At 71.9% G+C, this 17,574-nt stretch carries 19 protein-coding genes; 9 read left to right on the plus strand and 10 right to left on the minus strand.

What is annotated here, in order from left to right:
* Positions 1 to 6: 6 nt before the first annotated feature.
* Together ABZY44_RS00805 and ABZY44_RS00810 are read right to left on the minus strand one after the other, a co-directional pair.
* The gene (locus ABZY44_RS00805; RefSeq protein WP_356649390.1) at positions 7 to 957 is read right to left on the minus strand and encodes an amino acid ABC transporter permease; all 951 of its coding nucleotides are present in this window, start codon (positions 955 to 957) and stop codon (positions 7 to 9) included.
* Between the two features lie 70 nt (positions 958 to 1,027).
* Entirely contained in the window at positions 1,028 to 1,972 is a 945-nt protein-coding gene (locus tag ABZY44_RS00810) for an ABC transporter substrate-binding protein (protein ID WP_356649391.1), read from the minus strand.
* A gap of 527 nt (positions 1,973 to 2,499) precedes the next feature.
* Between ABZY44_RS00810 and ABZY44_RS00815 the strand changes: the two genes are divergently transcribed.
* The 4 genes from ABZY44_RS00815 to ABZY44_RS00830 all read left to right on the plus strand — a co-directional run bounded on the left by ABZY44_RS00815 (position 2,500) and on the right by ABZY44_RS00830 (position 5,600).
* On the plus strand, positions 2,500 to 3,702 hold the full coding sequence (locus ABZY44_RS00815; protein WP_356649392.1) for an NADP-dependent malic enzyme: 1,203 nt from the start codon (positions 2,500 to 2,502) through the stop codon (positions 3,700 to 3,702).
* A gap of 128 nt (positions 3,703 to 3,830) precedes the next feature.
* Positions 3,831 to 4,793, plus strand: coding sequence for a zinc-binding dehydrogenase (locus ABZY44_RS00820; protein ID WP_356649393.1), 963 nt, complete (start codon positions 3,831 to 3,833; stop codon positions 4,791 to 4,793).
* 85 nt (positions 4,794 to 4,878) lie between these two features.
* On the plus strand, positions 4,879 to 5,088 hold the full coding sequence (locus ABZY44_RS00825) for a helix-turn-helix domain-containing protein (protein ID WP_215015209.1): 210 nt from the start codon (positions 4,879 to 4,881) through the stop codon (positions 5,086 to 5,088).
* Positions 5,088 to 5,600, plus strand: coding sequence for a Clp protease N-terminal domain-containing protein (locus ABZY44_RS00830; protein ID WP_356649394.1), 513 nt, complete (start codon positions 5,088 to 5,090; stop codon positions 5,598 to 5,600). Before ABZY44_RS00825 ends, ABZY44_RS00830 begins: the two co-directional genes overlap by 1 nt.
* A gap of 103 nt (positions 5,601 to 5,703) precedes the next feature.
* Here the strand turns inward: ABZY44_RS00830 and ABZY44_RS00835 are convergent, their stop codons facing one another.
* The 3 genes from ABZY44_RS00835 to ABZY44_RS00845 form a co-directional block, all read right to left on the minus strand.
* Positions 5,704 to 6,639, minus strand: a complete 936-nt coding sequence (locus ABZY44_RS00835) for a helix-turn-helix transcriptional regulator (protein ID WP_356649395.1) — start codon at positions 6,637 to 6,639, stop codon at positions 5,704 to 5,706.
* A gap of 1 nt (position 6,640) precedes the next feature.
* A complete protein-coding gene (locus ABZY44_RS00840; protein ID WP_356649396.1) occupies positions 6,641 to 7,576 on the minus strand; it encodes a hypothetical protein in 936 nt (311 codons plus the stop codon).
* A gap of 314 nt (positions 7,577 to 7,890) precedes the next feature.
* Complete coding sequence (locus ABZY44_RS00845) at positions 7,891 to 8,835, minus strand: LysR family transcriptional regulator (RefSeq protein WP_356649397.1); 945 nt, start codon at positions 8,833 to 8,835, stop codon at positions 7,891 to 7,893.
* Positions 8,836 to 9,044: 209 nt separating this feature from the next.
* Here ABZY44_RS00845 and snpA point away from each other — a divergent pair, with 209 nt between their 5' ends.
* Positions 9,045 to 9,707, plus strand: a complete 663-nt coding sequence (gene snpA, locus ABZY44_RS00850; protein ID WP_356649398.1) for a snapalysin — start codon at positions 9,045 to 9,047, stop codon at positions 9,705 to 9,707.
* A gap of 57 nt (positions 9,708 to 9,764) precedes the next feature.
* Here the strand turns inward: snpA and ABZY44_RS00855 are convergent, their stop codons facing one another.
* The 5 genes from ABZY44_RS00855 to ABZY44_RS00875 form a co-directional block, all read right to left on the minus strand.
* Positions 9,765 to 9,965 (minus strand): hypothetical protein, encoded by a 201-nt coding sequence (locus tag ABZY44_RS00855; RefSeq protein WP_356649399.1) that lies wholly within the window; start codon positions 9,963 to 9,965, stop codon positions 9,765 to 9,767.
* A 48-nt stretch (positions 9,966 to 10,013) separates the two neighbouring features.
* Positions 10,014 to 10,598, minus strand: a complete 585-nt coding sequence (locus tag ABZY44_RS00860; RefSeq protein ID WP_356649400.1) for a dihydrofolate reductase family protein — start codon at positions 10,596 to 10,598, stop codon at positions 10,014 to 10,016.
* A gap of 81 nt (positions 10,599 to 10,679) precedes the next feature.
* Complete coding sequence (locus ABZY44_RS00865) at positions 10,680 to 11,279, minus strand: GNAT family N-acetyltransferase (protein WP_356649401.1); 600 nt, start codon at positions 11,277 to 11,279, stop codon at positions 10,680 to 10,682.
* A 137-nt stretch (positions 11,280 to 11,416) separates the two neighbouring features.
* Positions 11,417 to 12,472: a family 2 encapsulin nanocompartment cargo protein polyprenyl transferase gene (locus ABZY44_RS00870; protein ID WP_356649439.1), complete on the minus strand. Its 1,056-nt coding sequence runs from the start codon at positions 12,470 to 12,472 to the stop codon at positions 11,417 to 11,419.
* Positions 12,469 to 13,875: a family 2B encapsulin nanocompartment shell protein gene (locus tag ABZY44_RS00875; protein ID WP_356649402.1), complete on the minus strand. Its 1,407-nt coding sequence runs from the start codon at positions 13,873 to 13,875 to the stop codon at positions 12,469 to 12,471. Before ABZY44_RS00875 ends, ABZY44_RS00870 begins: the two co-directional genes overlap by 4 nt.
* Before the next feature lie 226 nt (positions 13,876 to 14,101).
* Between ABZY44_RS00875 and ABZY44_RS00880 the strand changes: the two genes are divergently transcribed.
* The 4 genes from ABZY44_RS00880 to ABZY44_RS00895 all read left to right on the plus strand — a co-directional run bounded on the left by ABZY44_RS00880 (position 14,102) and on the right by ABZY44_RS00895 (position 17,565).
* On the plus strand, positions 14,102 to 14,563 hold the full coding sequence (locus ABZY44_RS00880; RefSeq protein WP_356649403.1) for an Rrf2 family transcriptional regulator: 462 nt from the start codon (positions 14,102 to 14,104) through the stop codon (positions 14,561 to 14,563).
* Between the two features lie 157 nt (positions 14,564 to 14,720).
* Entirely contained in the window at positions 14,721 to 15,917 is a 1,197-nt protein-coding gene (locus ABZY44_RS00885) for a globin domain-containing protein (protein WP_356649404.1), read from the plus strand.
* A 138-nt stretch (positions 15,918 to 16,055) separates the two neighbouring features.
* Complete coding sequence (locus tag ABZY44_RS00890) at positions 16,056 to 16,646, plus strand: N-acetylmuramoyl-L-alanine amidase (protein WP_356649405.1); 591 nt, start codon at positions 16,056 to 16,058, stop codon at positions 16,644 to 16,646.
* Positions 16,647 to 16,656: 10 nt separating this feature from the next.
* Complete coding sequence (locus ABZY44_RS00895; protein WP_356649406.1) at positions 16,657 to 17,565, plus strand: pyridoxal-phosphate dependent enzyme; 909 nt, start codon at positions 16,657 to 16,659, stop codon at positions 17,563 to 17,565.
* Positions 17,566 to 17,574 lie beyond the last annotated feature (9 nt).

Genomic DNA, 17,574 nt, shown 5'->3' on the forward strand with positions numbered 1-17,574 from the left:
GGGCGGTCACTTCGACACCTCCGTACGGCGGAACATGTTCAGGTTGGCGCGCAGCCGCTGGAACGGCGTGGGCGGCAGGGACCGCAGCGCACCGCGTGCGTAGCGGCGCTCCAGGTAGTACTGGCCGACGCTGAACACACTGGTCAGGGCCAGGTACCAGATGGAGGCGACGAACAGCATCTCCATGATGGCGCCGGCCGTGGACCCGATGTTCGACGAGGCTCGCAGCAGTTCCGTGTACTGGACGGCGGACACCAGTGACGAGGTCTTCAGCATGTTGATGAACTCGTTGCCCGTCGGCGGGATGATCACGCGCATCGCCTGCGGGAGCACCACGCGGCGCATGGTCTGCGTCTGGGTCATGCCCAGCGCGTGCGCGGCCTCGCCCTGACCCTCGTCGACGGACTGGATGCCGGCCCGGACGATCTCCGCCATGTACGCGCCCTCGTTCAGGCCGAGGCCCAGGAGGGCGACCATGAACGGGGTCATGAGTTCGACGGTCTCTTGCTTGTAGATCGGGCCGAGGTTCACGTACTGGAAGATCAGCGACAGGTTGAACCACACCAGTAGCTGTACGTAGACCGGGGTCCCGCGGAAGAACCAGATGTAGAGCCAGGCGACGGTGTTGGTCACCGGGTTCTTCGAGAGCCGCATCACCGCGAAGACGATGCCGAGCACGAGGCCCAGCGCCATCGCGGAGACGCTGATCACGACGGTGTTGCCCAGGCCGCTGATGACCGACGGGTCGAAGAGCTTGTCTCCGACCGTCTTCCAGATGACGTTGCCCTGCGAGAAGGCGTAGACGAGCCAGCCCAGCAGTACGACGACGACGACACCGCTGACCCAGCGGCCGTAGTGCCGCACGGGGATTGCCTTGATGGCCTCGTAGGGGGTGCCCGAGGCGCCGGGACCGGCCGGCGGGGTTGCGGCCGGACCCTTTTCGTTCTTGTCAGTCACGATGACTGCCCTTCAGTGGAACTCAGGAACCAGGACCCCGGGGCCGCGAGGGCCACCGGGGTCACCCGGGTCACTTGCCTGCGTTGACCGTGGCGGAGGTGACCGCGCTGTCCTTGACGTTCCACTTCTCCAGGACCTTGGCGTAGGAGCCGTCCTTGATGATGGCGTCGAGCGCCTGCTTCAGGGCGTCGCGCAGCTGGGTGTTCTCCTTGCTGACGCCGATGCCGAAGAGGCCGACGTCGCTCTGCGCGCCACCGACCTCGAAGTCGTTGCCGCCGCCCGAGGTCTTCGCGATGTACGCGGCGACCGGGAAGTCGTTGAGGTCGGCCACGGCGCCGCCGGCCTTGACGCGGGTCTGGGCCTCGGCGTCGGTGTCGAAGGACTCGATGGTGAGCTTCTTGTCACCGCACTTCGTGGCCTGGGCCTTGAAGGTGTCCTCGTAGATCGTGCCGCGCTGGACGGCGACGGTCTTGCCGCACAGGTCCTCCAGGGACTTGATGCCCTGCGGGTTGCCCTTCTTGACGAGGAGCGAGACGCCGGAGGAGAAGTAGTCGACGAAGTCGATCCCCTTGCCGATCTGCTTGCCGTCGTCGTCGAGGCCCTTCTGGCGCTTCTCGTTGTCGGTGACCGAGGACATGATCGCGTCCTGGCGGCCGGAGTAGATCGAGGTGATCAGACCGTCGAAGCTGCCCGAGGTGAACTCGAACTTCACGCCGAGCTGCTTGCCCAGCGCCTCGGCGATGTCGGGGTCGACACCGACGATCTTGCCACCCTCGGTGAACTCCATCGGCGCGTAGGCCGCGTCCGTGCCGACCTTGACGACACCCGCGTCCTGGATCTTCTTCGGCAGCGCGGAGAAGAGCGGGGCGTCGTTCGTCTTCGAGCTGCCGCCGTCCTTCTTCTCGGTCTGGTCGCCACAGCCGGTGAGGATCAGGGCGCCGGCGACCGCGATCGCGCCGACCGCGGCGATCCGGGACCGGGCGGCGGTCGTACGACGGGTGGTGCTTGCGGTCATGAGCTGGTTCCTCCGGCAGTGGGGAAAGAAGCATCCGAGACGGTCGTGCACGCACCATCGAGTGTCGCGACCTTGTGTGATTACGGCATCTTGCCATTCGGACTGAGACATTCAGGGTGCCCGTCAGGTCAAAATCGGATAACGGAGACCCCCGGGTACCCAACAGCCCTGCGGATAAGGGCCCTCGGGACCGGATTAAACGCTGTGACCAGGCGTTTTGGCCGCAGTTTTTGCGGTGCGTCTCGCCTATCGGACGGCAAGGTTTGGACTTTTCGCCAAAACCGGGGCAAGCGACCTATGGTCGAGGGGGAATCGACTCGTCTGGGTGAGGGTTCTTCGGGTAGAACAGATCCTTACACCCCTCATCCGGGGCTCAGGGCGCGCGTGCGGCGCGCCCGCGCGTACGAACCTCCCCTTCGCGCGGACGGGCTACCAACCGTCTGTGCGAAGTACGGACGCGGTGCCCGCCCACCCCTTAACCAGGAGTGGTCACCCTCAATGATTCAAAGACTTAAGGGGTCAACACAGTGGCAGCGGAGATCGTCAATCCTCGCAGCGACAGCGTGACGGACAACAACCCGGATGCGGTGTTCGCGCTGCACCGGGGCGGCAAGATGGCCATCGTGGCCACGGTGCCGGTCCACAACAAGGACGACCTGTCCCTGGCGTACACGCCCGGCGTTGCGAAGGTCTGCAGCGCCATTGCCGAGCAGCCCGACCTGGTGAACGAGTACACCTGGAAGTCCAACGTGGTCGCCGTCGTGACCGACGGTACGGCCGTGCTCGGACTCGGTGACATCGGGCCGGAAGCCTCCCTCCCCGTGATGGAGGGCAAGGCCATTCTCTTCAAGCAGTTCGGTGGAGTGGACGCGGTTCCCATCGCGCTCGCCACCAAGGACACGGACGAGATCATCGAGACCGTGATCCGCCTCGCGCCGTCCTTCGGCGGCGTGAACCTGGAGGACATCTCCGCCCCGCGGTGCTTCGAGATCGAGCGTCGCCTCCAGGAAGCCCTGGACATCCCGATCTTCCACGACGACCAGCACGGCACGGCCATCGTGACGCTGGCCGCCATGCGCAACGCGGCGAAGCTCACGGGTCGGACCCTCGCCGACCTGCGGGCCGTGATCTCGGGTGCGGGCGCGGCGGGCATCGCCATCGCCAAGATCCTGGTGGACGCCGGCATCGGCGACGTCTGCGTCACCGACCGCAAGGGCGTCGTCTCCGCGGACCGCTCCGACCTGACGGACGTCAAGGCGGAGATCGCGGGCCTGACGAACAGGACCGGCCAGACCGGTTCCCTGGAGAGCGCCCTCGCGGGCGCCGACGTCTTCATCGGCGTCTCCGGCGGTACGGTCCCCGAGGCCGCGGTGGCGACGATGGCGAAGGACTGCTTCGTCTTCGCCATGGCCAACCCGAACCCCGAGGTCCACCCCGACGTCGCGCACAAGTACGCGGCGGTCGTGGCCACGGGCCGTTCGGACTTCCCGAACCAGATCAACAACGTGCTGGCCTTCCCGGGCATCTTCGCGGGTGCGCTGAAGGTCCGCGCCAGCCGGATCACCGAAGGCATGAAGATCGCCGCCGCCGACGCCATCGCCGGCGTCGTGGGCGACGAGCTCGCCGCCGACTACGTGATCCCCTCGCCGTTCGACGAGCGCGTGGCGCAGGCCGTCACCGCGGCCGTCGCGGCGGCCGCCAAGGCGGACGGCGTGGCCCGTCTCGCCTGATCTCGGCACCAGCGGTACGCAGCAGGGCCCGGCCGGACACTTCGGCCGGGCCCTGCTGCCGTTCGCCGCGGCGAACGTCCGGGGCGGGGGCCTGGATCCAGAGGCTACTGGGCGGTAGCCTCGCGGCCATGTTCGCTGCCTATGCCGCCCGAATCGACCGTGACCAGCCGCTCCGAGGCCTCGAGCTGGGCGACCGCCCCGCGCCGCAGGCCCGTCCCGGCTGGGTGACCGTGAACGTCAAGGCCGCCTCCCTGAACCACCACGACCTGTGGTCACTGCGCGGAGTCGGCCTCGGCGAGGAGAAACTCCCGATGATCCTCGGCTGCGACGCCGCCGGGATCGACCAGGACGGCAACGAGGTCGTCCTGCATTCCGTCATCGGCCAGAGCGGCCACGGCGTCGGCCCCGACGAGCCGCGCTCGATCCTGACCGAGCGCTACCAGGGCACCTTCGCCGAGCAGGTCACCGTCCCCGCCTGGAACGTGCTGCGCAAGCCCGCCGAGCTCTCCTTCGAGGAGGCCGCCTGCCTGCCCACCGCGTGGCTGACCGCCTACCGGATGCTGTTCACCAATGCCGGCGTCCGGCCCGGGGACTCGGTCCTCGTCCAGGGCGCGGGCGGCGGCGTCGCCACCGCCGCGATCGTCCTCGGCAAGGCGGCCGGTCTGCGGGTCTTCGCGACCAGCCGGGACGAGGCCAAGCGCAGGCGCGCGGTCGAGCTCGGCGCCGTGGAGGCGTACGAGCCGGGCGCGCGGCTCCCCCAGCGGGTGGACGCCGTCATCGAAACGGTCGGCGCGGCCACCTGGTCGCACTCGGTCAAGTCCCTCCGCCCCGGCGGCACCCTGGTCATCTCGGGCGCCACCAGCGGAGACCGCCCGGCGCACGCGGAGCTCACCCGGATCTTCTTCCTGGAGCTCAAGGTGGTCGGCTCGACGATGGGGTCGAAGGACGAGCTGGAAGACCTGCTGTCCTTCTGCGCGGCGACCGGGGTCCGGCCGGTGATCGACGAGACGCTGCCCCTGGACCGGGCCCGCGAGGGCTTCGAGAAGCTGGAGTCCGGCGACCTCTTCGGCAAGATCGTCCTCACGGTGTAGACGGGCGACGGCCGTCGCCGTCACGGCCACCGTCACCGTCAATACAGGTTGACACCCTCCCGCGCGTCAACCTACATTGACATCCATGACGGAAGCTACCGATCTCGCGGAGCGTGCCGGTGACCGCGACCCCCGCGTGGGCCTGCGCGCCGTGGCCGCCCTCCGACGTCTGCTCGAGCAGCTGGAGGCCGTCCAGGTGCGCAGCGCCCGCGCACAGGGCTGGTCCTGGCAGGACATCGCGGCCGAGCTGGGAGTCAGCCGGCAGGCCGTACACAAGAAGCACGGGAGGCTCTGATGTTCGAACGCTTCACCCGGGACGCCCGCTCCGCCGTGACCGGCGCGACCGGCGAGGCCCAGCGGGCCGGGGCCGCCACGGTCACGGAGGAACACCTGCTCCTCGCGCTCCTCGCCCAGGGCGCCCTCGACCCGCTGGGCGTGGACCGGGACGCGGTCGCCGCCGACCTCGCGGCGGCCCGCCGCCGGGGCGGCATGTCCAGGGCGGACGAGAAGGCCCTCTCGGATCTCGGCATCGACCTCACGGAGATCGTCTCCCGCATCGAGGAGACGCACGGGGAGGGAGCCCTGTCGGCCCCCGCCTCCGGCAGGCGCACCGGCCGTACCCGCTTCACCCCGGGTGCGAAGAAGGTGCTGGAGCAGTCGCTGCGGATCGCCCTGGGGCGCAAGGACCGGCACATCTCCTCCCTCCACCTGATCCTCTCCCTCCTCTCCCGCCCCGGTACCCCCGCCGAGGTCCTCACGGACCACGGGGTCACCTACGCCGCGGCCGAGTCGGGTCTGGCGGCCTGAAAAACCCCGACGAGCCCCCCGCCGGACGGCGCGGGGGGCTCGGTGGAGCTGGGGGGGAGCAAGTGGAGCGGGTGGAGCGGGTGGAGCTCGAGAAGCCGGGCTCCTAGCGCGGTGGCCGGAGCGTCGCCGCGATGCGGGAGGCCGCCGCCGCGAGGTGCGCGCGGGCCTCGGACAGCTGGTCCCGGCTGACCCCGTGGTCGCGGGCCGCGTCGCGGATGTCGTCGCGGAAGCGGTCGAGCAGCCGGTCCATGTCACGGGCCGGGTCGCCGGTCGCAGGCACGTCCCCCGCCCAGTCCGGGTCTCCCGCCGGGGCCTGGGCCGAGGCTCCCGCAGCGCCGGCGGAACCGGGCGAGGCGCCCGGGGCACCCGAAGGGCCCGCGGAACCCGACGCCGCACCGCCGAGCCAGGCTCCCGCCAGATTGCCCAGGACCCCGCCCGACTTCGCGAGCTGCTCCTGGAACTGGCCGGCGATGCGCTGGACCTCCTCGCGGGCCCGCTCCTGCGCCTCCTTGGCCTGGCGGCGGGCCTGCTGGGCCTCCTCGCGCGCCCGCCGGCTCTCGTCCTTCGCCCGGCGCGCCTGCTCCTTCCACTCCGCCTTCGCCTTGCGGAGCTCCTCCTTGGCGGCCTTCCAGGACTCGTCCTCCACCTGCGTGGCGGACGCGTTCGCCGCGGCCCGCATCTCGCGCCGCAGGTCACCCGCCGCCCCGCTCACGTCGGCACGGATCTCGGCGGCCAGCTCCGAGACGGAGTCGCGGATCTCCAGCTCCAGGTCGGCGAGTTCACCGACCCGGTCGGCGAGTTCGGCGCGACCCGCCTCGGTGATCGAGTACACCTTGCGCCCGCCCTCGGTGGCGTACGTGACCAGGCCCTCGGCCTCCAGCTTGGAGAGGCGCGGGTACACCGTGCCCGCGGAGGGCGCGTACAGCCCCTGGAACCGCTCCTCCAGCAGCCGGATCACCTCGTACCCGTGGCGCGGGGCCTCGTCGAGCAGCTTGAGGAGGTAGAGGCGGAGGCGGCCGTGGGCGAAGACGGGCGGCATGTCAGAGCACCTTCTTGTCGAGCTCGAGAGGGGCGGCCGGCGCGGCCGGGCCGTCCTCGGCCGGGCGGCGCAGCAGCGCGATGGAACCGGAGACCGTGGTGGCGCGCAGGGTGCCCGTACCGGCGCCCAGGGTGCCGGTGATCCGCTTGGCGCCCAGCTGGCCGGAGACGCGCAGGTCCTCGAAGGCGTTGGAGACGCCGCCGGTGGCGGTGTTGGCCTCGACGCGCGCGTCGGCCGGGTGCGGGAGGCGGATGGCGACCTGCCCGGACACGGAGTTGAGGAAGATGTCCACCGGGCTCTGCTCGGGACGGCCGTCGAGGGCGAGGTCGATGAGCATGTCGCCGCTGACCGAGTCGGCCCGCACGTTCCCGGCGGCGCCGTCGACGACGGTCAGGTCTCCCGAGACGGAGTGGAAGCCGAGCTCACCCGTCACGGACTGGGCCTCGACGCTGCCGGAGACGGTGTGCGCCTTGATCCTGCCGGAGAGGCCGACGAGCGTGGCGCCGCCGGAGACCCCGTGGATCTCGGTGCCGCCGTCGATCCCGGAGACGAAGGCGGTGGCGCTGACGGCGGCCAGCTGGACGTGGGTGGCGGCCGGGACCGCGAGGGTCACGGTGGCGCTGCGCTCCCAGGCCTTGCGGCCGGAGTCGGAGGTGGACCAGGCCTTCCACGGCTTGCTCTCGAACCACTTCTTGAAGCCCTGGGAGCCGTTCCAGGGGAGGTCCTCGTAGGAGACGGTGAGGACACCGTCCTCCTGCACCACGTGCAGGGGCGGGCCGTCGACCTCGGCCACCTCCAGGTAGGCCGCGCCCTCGTCCGCGGCGACCACGTTGACCGTGCCGCCGACGACGCGGACGCGGACCTCGGTCACCGGCTCCTCGAAGGTGAGCTTCTGCGGTCCGGCGACCGACCACGTCTTCTGCACTGCCTCTGCCATGCTGCTGATCCTCCTCGGCGTACGTGCACGGACTGCGGACTGCTGGATGTGCTCGACGCACGCAACATATCGCGTCTTCTGACTAACACGATATATCGCGGTCGGGGTAAGTCAAGGGCGGCAGAAGATCCCGAATCCTCACTTCAGAGGTGACGTGGGGCGGCGCGCTGCCGCCGGGCCCGTGGCGCGGGGGTGCCCCGGCGCGGCTCGGCCCGGACGTCCAGCCGGCCCGCGGAACGGCAAGCCGCACGCCGGGCGCCGGACGCCGGGCGCCGGACGCCGGACGCCGGACGCCGGACGCCGGACGCCGCCGGCTACGCCGCCAGCAGCGGGCTCGCGTGCCGGCGCAGCCAGGCCCGGTAGGGCGGCGTACGGAGCGCGGCTTCGCGGTAGGCCGCGCGCAGGTCCTCGTAGACCTGCGCGCAGGTCGCCTCGTGCGCGCCCGGCCGGGTCGCGAGGAGGAGGCGCACGGCGAGCGGGTCGCCCGAGAGCGGCCGGATCGCCATGTCCTCGCGCGGCCCGGAGGTGGGCTGGCAGGGGGCGACGGCCTCGCCGGAGACGATCAGCGAGGTGGCCGTGTGGTAATCGGCGTGCAGGAGGGGCGGGTCGAGTCCGGCGACCGCGAACACCCGGCGCAGGCCGTCCCATTCGCCGTCCACCGAGGGGTCCACGGTCCACCGGTCGGTGGCGAGGTCCCGCAGCTCCACCACGGACCGGGCGGCCGCCGGGTGGTCGCGGGCCATGGAGACGAACTGCGGTTCCCGCTCCATGAGCACGCGCAGCCGCAGGCCGGCCGGCACCTGGAGGGGGCTTCCCTCCACTTCGTGCACGAACGCCACGTCGAGCTGCCCCGCAGCCGTCATCCGCAGCAGCGCGTTGGCGGAGACGTCGACCACCAGGTCGGTCTCCGTGTCGGGCAGCCGCCGGTGCAGGCGGCGCAGCCAGCCGGGCAGGGCGCCGCTGGCCGTGGACCCGATCCGCAGCCGGGGCCCCTGGGACAGCGCCCGCGCCTCCGCGACCAGGGCGGCCATCTCGGCGAGGAGCGGACGGGCCCGGCCGAGCACGCTGCGTCCGAAGGGGGTCGGCCGGCAGCCGGTGCGTTCGCGCAGGAACAGCTCACCGTCCAGGGCCCGTTCGATGCGGCGCAGCTGGGTCGTCAGCGAGGGCTGGCTCACGCCGAGTTGCCGGGCGGCCTTGTGCAGGCTGCCGGCGTCGGCGATGGCGCACAGGGCGCGCAGGTGCCTGACCTCAAGCTCCATGCCCAGAGAGTAGGCCGGTCGACTCCGACCGCACCAGCCACTGGCATCCCCCCGAATCCCGCCATTCTCAGGGGTGTTGGCCTGCCGAAAACTCCCCGATAACCGGGCGTTATCGGGGGCTGGCATCATCCGCCGGCCGCCCCCGCTCCCGCAGACTCCGGTACCGAACGATCCCCCCACCACCCCCCGCACCGGAGCAGGAGTCCCCCATGCGCCACTCCCGCAAGACCATGATGTCCGCCGCCACCGTCGGGCTCGGCGTCGCCGCCGTCCTCGGCGGCATCGTCCCGAGCGCCAGCGCCGCCGCCCCCGCCTCGGGCAGCCCGAGCTCGTACGCCGCCTACGAGCGCTCGCAGGAGAACCAGGCCGCCAACCGCGCCTTCTTCGACGCCGTCCAGCGTTCGGTGGCCGAGCAGCGTGCCGCGAACCCGGGCCTGCTGGCCGTGACCGTCACGTACAACACCCGTAGCGCGCCGAGCTTCCGCAGCCAGATAGCCCGCTCCACCCAGATCTGGAACAGCTCGGTGGCGAACGTCAAGCTGCAGGAGGTGTCCTCGGGCGGGAACTTCTCCTACCGCGAGGGCAACGACTCGCGGGGCTCCTACGCGAGCACCGACGGCCACGGCCGGGGTTACATCTTCCTCGACTACCAGCAGAACCAGCAGTACAACTCCACCCGCGTGACCGCTCACGAGACCGGACACGTCCTCGGCCTGCCGGACCACTACTCGGGTCCGTGCAGCGAGCTGATGTCGGGCGGCGGCCCCGGCACCTCCTGCCAGAACGCCACCCCGAACTCCGCCGAGCGCTCGCGCGTCAACCAGCTGTGGGCCAACGGCCTCGTCGCCTCGGGCCTCGACTCCAAGGGCTAGGCCCGGCAGGGTCCGGCCCCGCGGGGCAGGGCCTCCCGGGGCCCGGCCCGGCGGGGCTCAGGCCCCGGGAGGCACGTACGCCGCGCAGTCCGGGTTCCGGCAGGGACCCGGCACCCACTCCGGGATGAAGATCCCGAGTGCCTTGCGTCGTCTGACCAGCGTGTCGACGGGGCGACCGCAGGCCGGGCACGTCCGTTGCTCGTGCCCGGCCCGCGGGGCGACCGTCTCGTGTGCGCGCTGCTGCTCTTCACCGGCCATACCCCCACCGTAGGCCGGTTCCGCGCGTTCGGCGGGACGGCCGGAGCCTCAGCGCCTGACGGCGTACGAGGTGATGGTCTGGCCGCCGCCGAGGACCGTGCAGCCGGTCAGCTCCAGCGGGCGGACCCCGAAACCCGCCCGCGACATCGGCATGCCCGTGCCGGCGAGGACGGGGTAGGTCTTGACCACGAACGCGTCGATCTCGTCGATCAGCTGGGTGGCGAGGTCCGCCCCGCCGCACAGCCAGATCCCGAGCCCGTCGCGCTCCTTCAGCTCGCGCACCCGTGCGGCGACGTCGCCGCTGATCAGCTGGACGTCCGGGGCGGGGGCGGCGGTGAGGGAGCGCGAGACCACGTACTGCTCGCGCAGATGGCCGTAGGGGCTGGGCTCGCCGGCCTTCAAGCCCGGTTCGTAGGTGTTGCGGCCCATGAGGACGGCGTCGAACCGCTTGGCGGGGGTGCCGGAGAGACCGAGCCTGGTGCGCCCCTGCGCGGCGACGGTCTCCGGGTACTCCGCCTTCAAGTGGTCGATGAACTCGGGGTCCAGATGCGCGGAGAAGAAGTCACCGTCGCCGTCCGGGGCCCCGATGAAGCCGTCGACGGTCGTGGCGACGAAGTACGTGAGCTTGCGCAAGCGAGTCTCTTCCGTTCGGCGGCGCCCCTCCACTGAGGCACGTCAGGCAAAGTACTTCACGTGACGTGGTATCGCAAGGGATCACCGCGGCTTGCGCCACATCGGCCACATCAGCGGGCCGTCCGGCAGCCGCACCGGCGCGCCCGTGTGCTCGAAACCCAGCCGCTCGTAGAGCCGGCCGCTGCGCTCGCTGCTCGCCTCCAGGTACGCCGGCACGCCCTCGCGGTCGCAGCGCTCCAGCACCGGCGCGATCAGCTCCCGCCCCAGCCCCTCCCCCTGCCGTCCCGGCGCGACCGCGATCATCAGCAGGTACTCGTGCTCCTCCGCGGTCGGGTGCGCCTCGCCCGTCAGCCGGCCGACCAGCTCGCAGCGCTCGTTGTCCGGGTCGGCCACCGCCCGCATCTTCGCCGGGACCTCGTCCGGGGCGGCCTCCCCCTCCGGATCGCCGGCCGGGATCCGCAGCCACAGTGCCGCGGCCGAACCGTCCGCCGCGTAGTCGATCCGGCCCTCGGCCAGCGCCACGTCGACGAAGACCCCGAGGAACTTCCCGTGCACCGCGGCCCGGTGTCCGGGGTCCGGGAACACCCAGCAGCTCACCGGGTCCTCACGGAACGCCTCGTCCAGCAGTCGTGCCACCGCGTCCCGGTCCGACTGATCCGCCCGACGTATCTCCAGCGCCATGGGTCCCGCCCTCCACTTCGCTCACGCGTCAACCGCCTTGAGCGATCCTAAAGTTGGGTCCACCGACGCAGAAAGGCCCGTTCCGGCACCGTGCGGTGCCGGAACAGGCCTCAAAGCGCCCCTTCGCGCCTACGCGTTCACTTCGTACGGCGGGTCACGAACTCCGCCAGCGCCAGCAGCCCGTCCGCCGCCCCGAGGTCCGCGACCGCCCGCGACAGCTGCTGCACCGCCCGCCCCATCCGGTCGGCGGCGTGGGCCTGCGCCCAGTCCCGCCCGCCGGACCGCTCCACCGCGTCGGCGGCCCTGCGCACGTCGTCCCCGGTCATGGGGCCCGCGTACAGGGCGGCCAGTTCCGCACCCGCCGTGGTGCCCGAGGTGAGGGCGGCCACGACGGGGAGGGACTTCTTGCGGGCGGACAGGTCGGCCCCCGCGGGCTTCCCGGTGTGGCCGGGGTCCCCCCAGATGCCGATCAGGTCGTCGATGAGCTGGAACGCCAGGCCGGCCTCCCGCCCGAAGGCGTCCATCGCGTCGACCTCGTCCGGGCCGGCCCCCGCGTACAGGGCACCGAGCGCGCACGCGCAGCCCAGGAGGGCCCCGGTCTTGGCCGTGGCCATGGTCAGGCACTCGTCGAGGGAGACGTGCGCGCGCTGCTCGAAGGCGCAGTCCGCCTGCTGGCCCGCGCACAGCTCGATCACGCAGGCCGCGAGCCGGGCCGAGGCCGCGGCCGAGGCCGGATGCGGGTCCTCGGCGAGCAGCCGGAGCGCCAGCGCCATCATGGCGTCACCCGTGATGATCGCGTCCGGCACCCCGAAGACCGTCCAGGCCGTGGGCCGGCCGCGCCGCCGGGCGTCCTTGTCGATGACGTCGTCGTGCAGCAGCGTGAAGTTGTGCGCGAGCTCCACGGCCGCCGCCGCCCGCACGGCGTCCGCCACCCCGCCCCCGCCTCCGCCCAGGGCCTGGGCGGAGGCGAGCACGAGGGCGGGCCGGATGGCCTTGCCCGCGCTGCCCGACGCGGGGGTGCCGTCCTCGTTCTCCCAGCCGAAGTGGTACATCGCCACGCGCCGCATCGAGCCGGGCAGGCTCTCGACGGTCCGGCGCAGTTCCGGGTTGACCGTTTCTCTCGTCCGGTCGAGCAGGGCAGCGGCATCCTGCCCCTCGCCGGCGGCGATCGCCTCGATGGTCGACACGGTCAGCGCCAGCGCGCGATCTCGACGTTCTCCAGGACGCCGAGCGCGTCCGGCACGAGCACCGCGGCGGAGAAGTACGTGGTGACCAGGTAGGAGATGATCGCCTGCTCGCTGATCCCCATGAACCGCACCGAGGTGCTCGGCTCGATCTCGTCGGGGATCCCGGGCTGGTGGAGGCCGATCACGCCCGACTCGTCCTCGCCGGTGCGCATGCAGAGGATGGACGTCGTCCGGGCGTCACTGATCGGGATCTTGTTGGACGGGAACATCGGGACCCCGCGCCACGACGGGACGCGGTGGCCTCCGATCTCGACCGACTCCGGGTAGAGGCCCCGCCTGTTGCACTCCCGGCCGAAGGCGGCGATGGCCTTCGGGTGCGCCAGGAAGAACTTGGATCCGCGCCGCATGCTGAGCAGCTGGTCCATGTCGTCGGGGCCGGGCGCGCCGTCGTGGGGCTGGATGCGCTGGTCGTAGTCGGCGTTGTGCAGGAGGCCGAAGTCGCGGTTGTTGAGCATCTCGTGCTCCTGGCGCTCGCGCAGCGCCTCGACCGTGAGCCGCAACTGCTGCTCGGTCTGGTTCATCGGCTGGTTGTACAGGTCGGCGACGCGGGTGTGGACCCGCAGGACCGTCTGCGCGATGGAGAGCTCGTACTCGCGCGGGCGGGCCTCGTAGTCGACGAAGGTGCCGGGCAGGACGGCTTCGCCCTGGTGGCCGGCGGAGAGGTCGATCGCGGCCTCGCCGTACTTGTTCGTGCGCTGCTCGGGCACGGCCCGCACGGCGTCCACGTGTGCGCGCAGCGATTCGACGCGGTCGGCGAGGATCTGGAAGTCCTGGCGGGAGAGGACGAGCGCGGTGCCGGCGGTGGCGGCGCGGGCGGTCCATTCCCAGATGGCCTCCTCGTCGACGAGGGAGTCCTCGCCGAAGTAGGCGCCGTCGGCCACGGTCGACAGGACGGCGTCGTCGCCGTAGGGGCCGGTGCCGATCTGGTCGACGCGGCCGTGGGCCAGCAGGAACACCTTGTCGGCCGGGTTGCCGAAGGAGGTGAGCTCCTGGCCGGCCTCGAAGTCGATCTGGTGGCAGCGCGCGGCGAGTTCGGTGAGGACGTCGAGGTCGTCGTAGTCGCGCAGGAGCGGCAGTTCGCCGAGCTCGGCCGGGATCACCTGCACCTGGGTGCCGGTCTTGACGAACTCCACGCGCCCGTCGCCGACGGAGTAGCTCAGCCGCCGGTTGACCCGGTAGGTACCGCCCTGGACCGACACCCACGGGAGCATCTTCAGGAGCCACCTGGAGGTGATCTCCTGCATCTGCGGCGCGGACTTGGTCGTGGTTGCCAAGTTCCGCGCGGCCGAGGTGCCGAGACTGCGCTGCGGGGTCTGGACCCCCGGTTCGGAACCTGCCTGCACCGACATGTGTTTCCCTTTCGATCACTCCACGGATCTGCGCTCGCAGCCTTCCAGCACGCACCGTGGTGGGACCATTACACAAAAGGGTGGGACTACTCCGTCCGTGGACGGGGCATCCTCTGGAGTTCAACTTCCTCATCACGAGCCCCTGGCACACCATGCGTTTCGGCCACCGGCGCAAGCGAGGAGCTTTGAATTTGTATCTGCGATGCAAGTTTTCTACGGTGACCCCATGCGGCTGACCCGATTCACCGACCTGGCGCTGCGCGTCCTGATGCGCCTGGCCGTCGAGGAGGCGCCCGAGGCGGACCTCCCCACCACCCGGGACGTGGCGGCGGCCATGGAGGTCCCGTACACGCACACCGCCAAAGTGGTCGCCAGGCTGCAGCACCTCGGCCTGGTCGAGGCCCGGCGCGGGCGCGGCGGCGGCCTCGTGCTGACCGCCGCCGGGCGGACCGCCCCGGTGGGCGCGGTGATCCGCGAGCTGGAGGGCGCCGGCGACGTCGTCGACTGCGAGGGCGCGGCCCCGTGCCCCTTGCGCGGCGCCTGCGTGCTGCGCGGGGCGCTGCGCCGGGCCCAGGAGGCCTTCTTCGCCTCACTGGACCCCCTGACGGTGAACGACCTGGTCGCAGCCCCGACCGGCCCGGTCCTGCTGGGCATTTCGGGCAGTTCGCCGAGGATTCCGGGCGCCTGACCACGGGGGGCCGGATGGCCGGTTCGTGCCACTGGGAAGCCCCCGCACCCCGAGCCCGGCCCGCCTGTCGAACGGAAGTCCGCATCGGCGGACCCGTTCACCCGTCCCATAAAATATGCATCTCAGATGCAGAGACAGAGCTTCACGAGGAGTCCGCATGCTGTCCGAGAAGTCGACCGCGACCGTACGAGCCACCCTGCCCGCCGTCGGCGCGGCCATCGGCGACATCGCGGAGCTCTTCTACGAAAAGCTCTTCGCGGCCCACCCGGGGCTGCTCCGCGACCTGTTCAACCGCGGCAACCAGAACGCCGGACTCCAGAAGCAGGCCCTCGCCGGCTCGATCGCCGCCTTCGCCACCCACCTCGTCGCCCACCCCGACACCCGCCCCGACGTGATGCTCGGCCGCATCGCCCACAAGCACGCCTCCCTCGGCGTCACCCGCGCGCAGTACCCCGTCGTCCACGAGCACCTCTTCGCGGCCATCGCCGAGATCCTCGGCGACGCCGTCACCCCGGAGGTCGCCGAGGCGTGGGACGAGGTGTACTGGCTGATGGCGAACGCCCTGATCGCCCTCGAGGAGCGCCTCTACGCCGAGCAGCAGGTCGTCGCGGGGGACGTGTGGCGCGAGTGGACCGTCGCCGCCCGCGTTGAGGAGACCGCCGACTGCGCCACCTTCCACCTCACCCCCGCCGACGGGGCCCCCGCCCCCGGCCCCAAGCCCGGCCAGTACGTCTCCGTCCAGGTCGAACTGGCCGACGGAGCACGGCAGATACGCCAGTACAGCCTCTGCGGCGCCCCCGGTTCCCCGGTCCGCTCGATCACCGTCAAGCGCGTCCACGGCCCGGCCGCCGGCGGCCCCGACGGCGAGGTCTCCCACCACCTCCACACGCAGGTCCGCACCGGGGACACCCTGCGCGTCTCGGCCCCCTACGGCGACCTCGTGCTCCAGGACTCCGCCGCGCCGGTGGTCCTCGCCTCCGCAGGAATCGGCTGCACGCCCATGCTCGCGATGCTCCGGCACCTCGCCGAGACCTCGTACCCGGCGCCCGTGACCGTGCTGCACGCCGACCGCTCCCCCGCCGACCACGCCCTGCGCGCCGACCACCGCGCACTGACCCACAAGCTCCCCGACGCCCGGGCGCACTTCTGGTACGAGACGGCGGCCGAGCCCGGCGACCGCGAGGGCCGCCTCGACCTCACCGGCATCCCGGTGGCGTCCGGCACCACGGCCTACCTGTGCGGACCGCTCCCCTTCATGCGGGCGGCGCGCGAGCAGCTGATCGCCCGGGGCGTGGCGCCCGCCGACATCCACTACGAGGTGTTCGGCCCCGATCTGTGGCTCGCCTCCGCCTGATGCCGCGGGCCCACCGCGGGACCCCTTCTCACCCCTCCCCCGCCCCTTCCCCGCGCCCTCTGCGCCCTTGCGACGGAATGGCCGACTCCACTACACCGGTGAGTGACAGATCGCTCACGAAGAGTCAAGGAGTCGGCCATGTCCGCACCCATGTCCGCAGCCCGGTTCATCGGCGCCCTGCGGGCCGAGGGCCTCACCGTCGTCGAGGTCGGCGCCTGGCGCACCCACAACCGCAACCACAAGGGGCCGTGGGGTCCGGTCAACGGGGTGATGGTCCATCACACCGTCACGCACGGGACCGCGTACACCGTCCAGCTCTGCCGCGACGGCGACGCGGCGCTCCCCGGCCCGCTCTGCCACGGCGTGATCACCAAGGACGGCCGGGTCCACCTCGTCGGCTACGGCCGCGCCAACCACGCGGGCGCGGGCGACTCCGCGGTCCTGGCCGCGGTGATCGCGGAGAAGCGGCTCCCCCCGGACCAGCACGCGGACACCGACGGCAACCGGCACTTCTACGGCTTCGAGTGCGAGAACCTCGGCAGCGGGGAGGACCCCTGGCCGGCGGTCCAGCTCGACGCGATCGCCCGCGCGGCGGCCGCCCTGTGCCGGGTGCACGGATGGACCGCCCGCTCGGTGATCGGCCATCTGGAATGGCAGCCGGGCAAGATCGACCCGAAGGGATTCACGATGGACTCGATGCGCGCCCGCGTGGAGGAGCGCCTGAAGTGACAATGGCCTGGTGAACCAGGCTCCCGAAGCGTCCGAGGCACTGCTCCCCCGACCGCCGTCCCCGCTGGCCGAGGCGGCGGACGAGCGCTTCGCCGAGCACGGCGTGACGCTGCTGCTGAAGCGGGACGACCTGGTCCATCCGGAGCTGCCGGGCAACAAGTGGCGCAAGCTCGCGCCGAACCTGCGCGCGGCCGTCGCGGGCGGTTACCCGGCGCTGGCGACCTTCGGCGGGGCCTACTCGAACCACCTGCGCGCCACGGCCGCGGCCGGCCGCCTGCTGGGGCTGGAGACCGTCGGGATCGTACGGGGCGACGAGCTCGCCGGGCGCCCGCTGAACGAGTCGCTGGCCCGGTGCGCCGCGGACGGCATGCGCCTGCACTTCGTCTCCCGCGCGCAGTACCGCCTCAAGGCCGATCCGGCGGCCCTGTCCCGGCTCCTGGGGGCGGCGGGGGCGGGCGGCGCGTACGTGGTCCCGGAGGGCGGCAGCAACGCCCTCGCCCTGCACGGCTGCGCCGGGCTCGGGCGCGAGCTGCGCGGCGTCTGCGACGTGGCCGCGGTGGCCTGCGGCACCGGAGGCACGCTGGCCGGGCTCGCGGCCGGGCTCGGCGACGGGCAGCGGGCGGTGGGCGTACCGGTGGTCGGGGGCGGCTTCCTGGAGGCGGAGATACGTTCCCTCCAGGCGGCGGCCTTCGGCGGCCCGGCCGGCGACTGGTCACTGGCCGAGGGATTCGCCCACGGCGGCTACGCCCGCGTCCCCGACGCGCTGGAGGCCTTCGCGGCGGACTTCGAGTCCCGCCACGGCCTCCCGGTGGAGCGGATCTACGTGGCGAAGCTCCTCTGGGCACTGCTCGCGCTGACCCGCGCCGGCGCGTTTCCCCCGGGCTCCACCGTGGCGGCGGTGGTCACCGGCCGGCCGTGACCGCGCGCC

Source organism: Streptomyces sp. NPDC006544, from assembly GCF_040611715.1.
Taxonomy (GTDB): domain Bacteria; phylum Actinomycetota; class Actinomycetes; order Streptomycetales; family Streptomycetaceae; genus Streptomyces.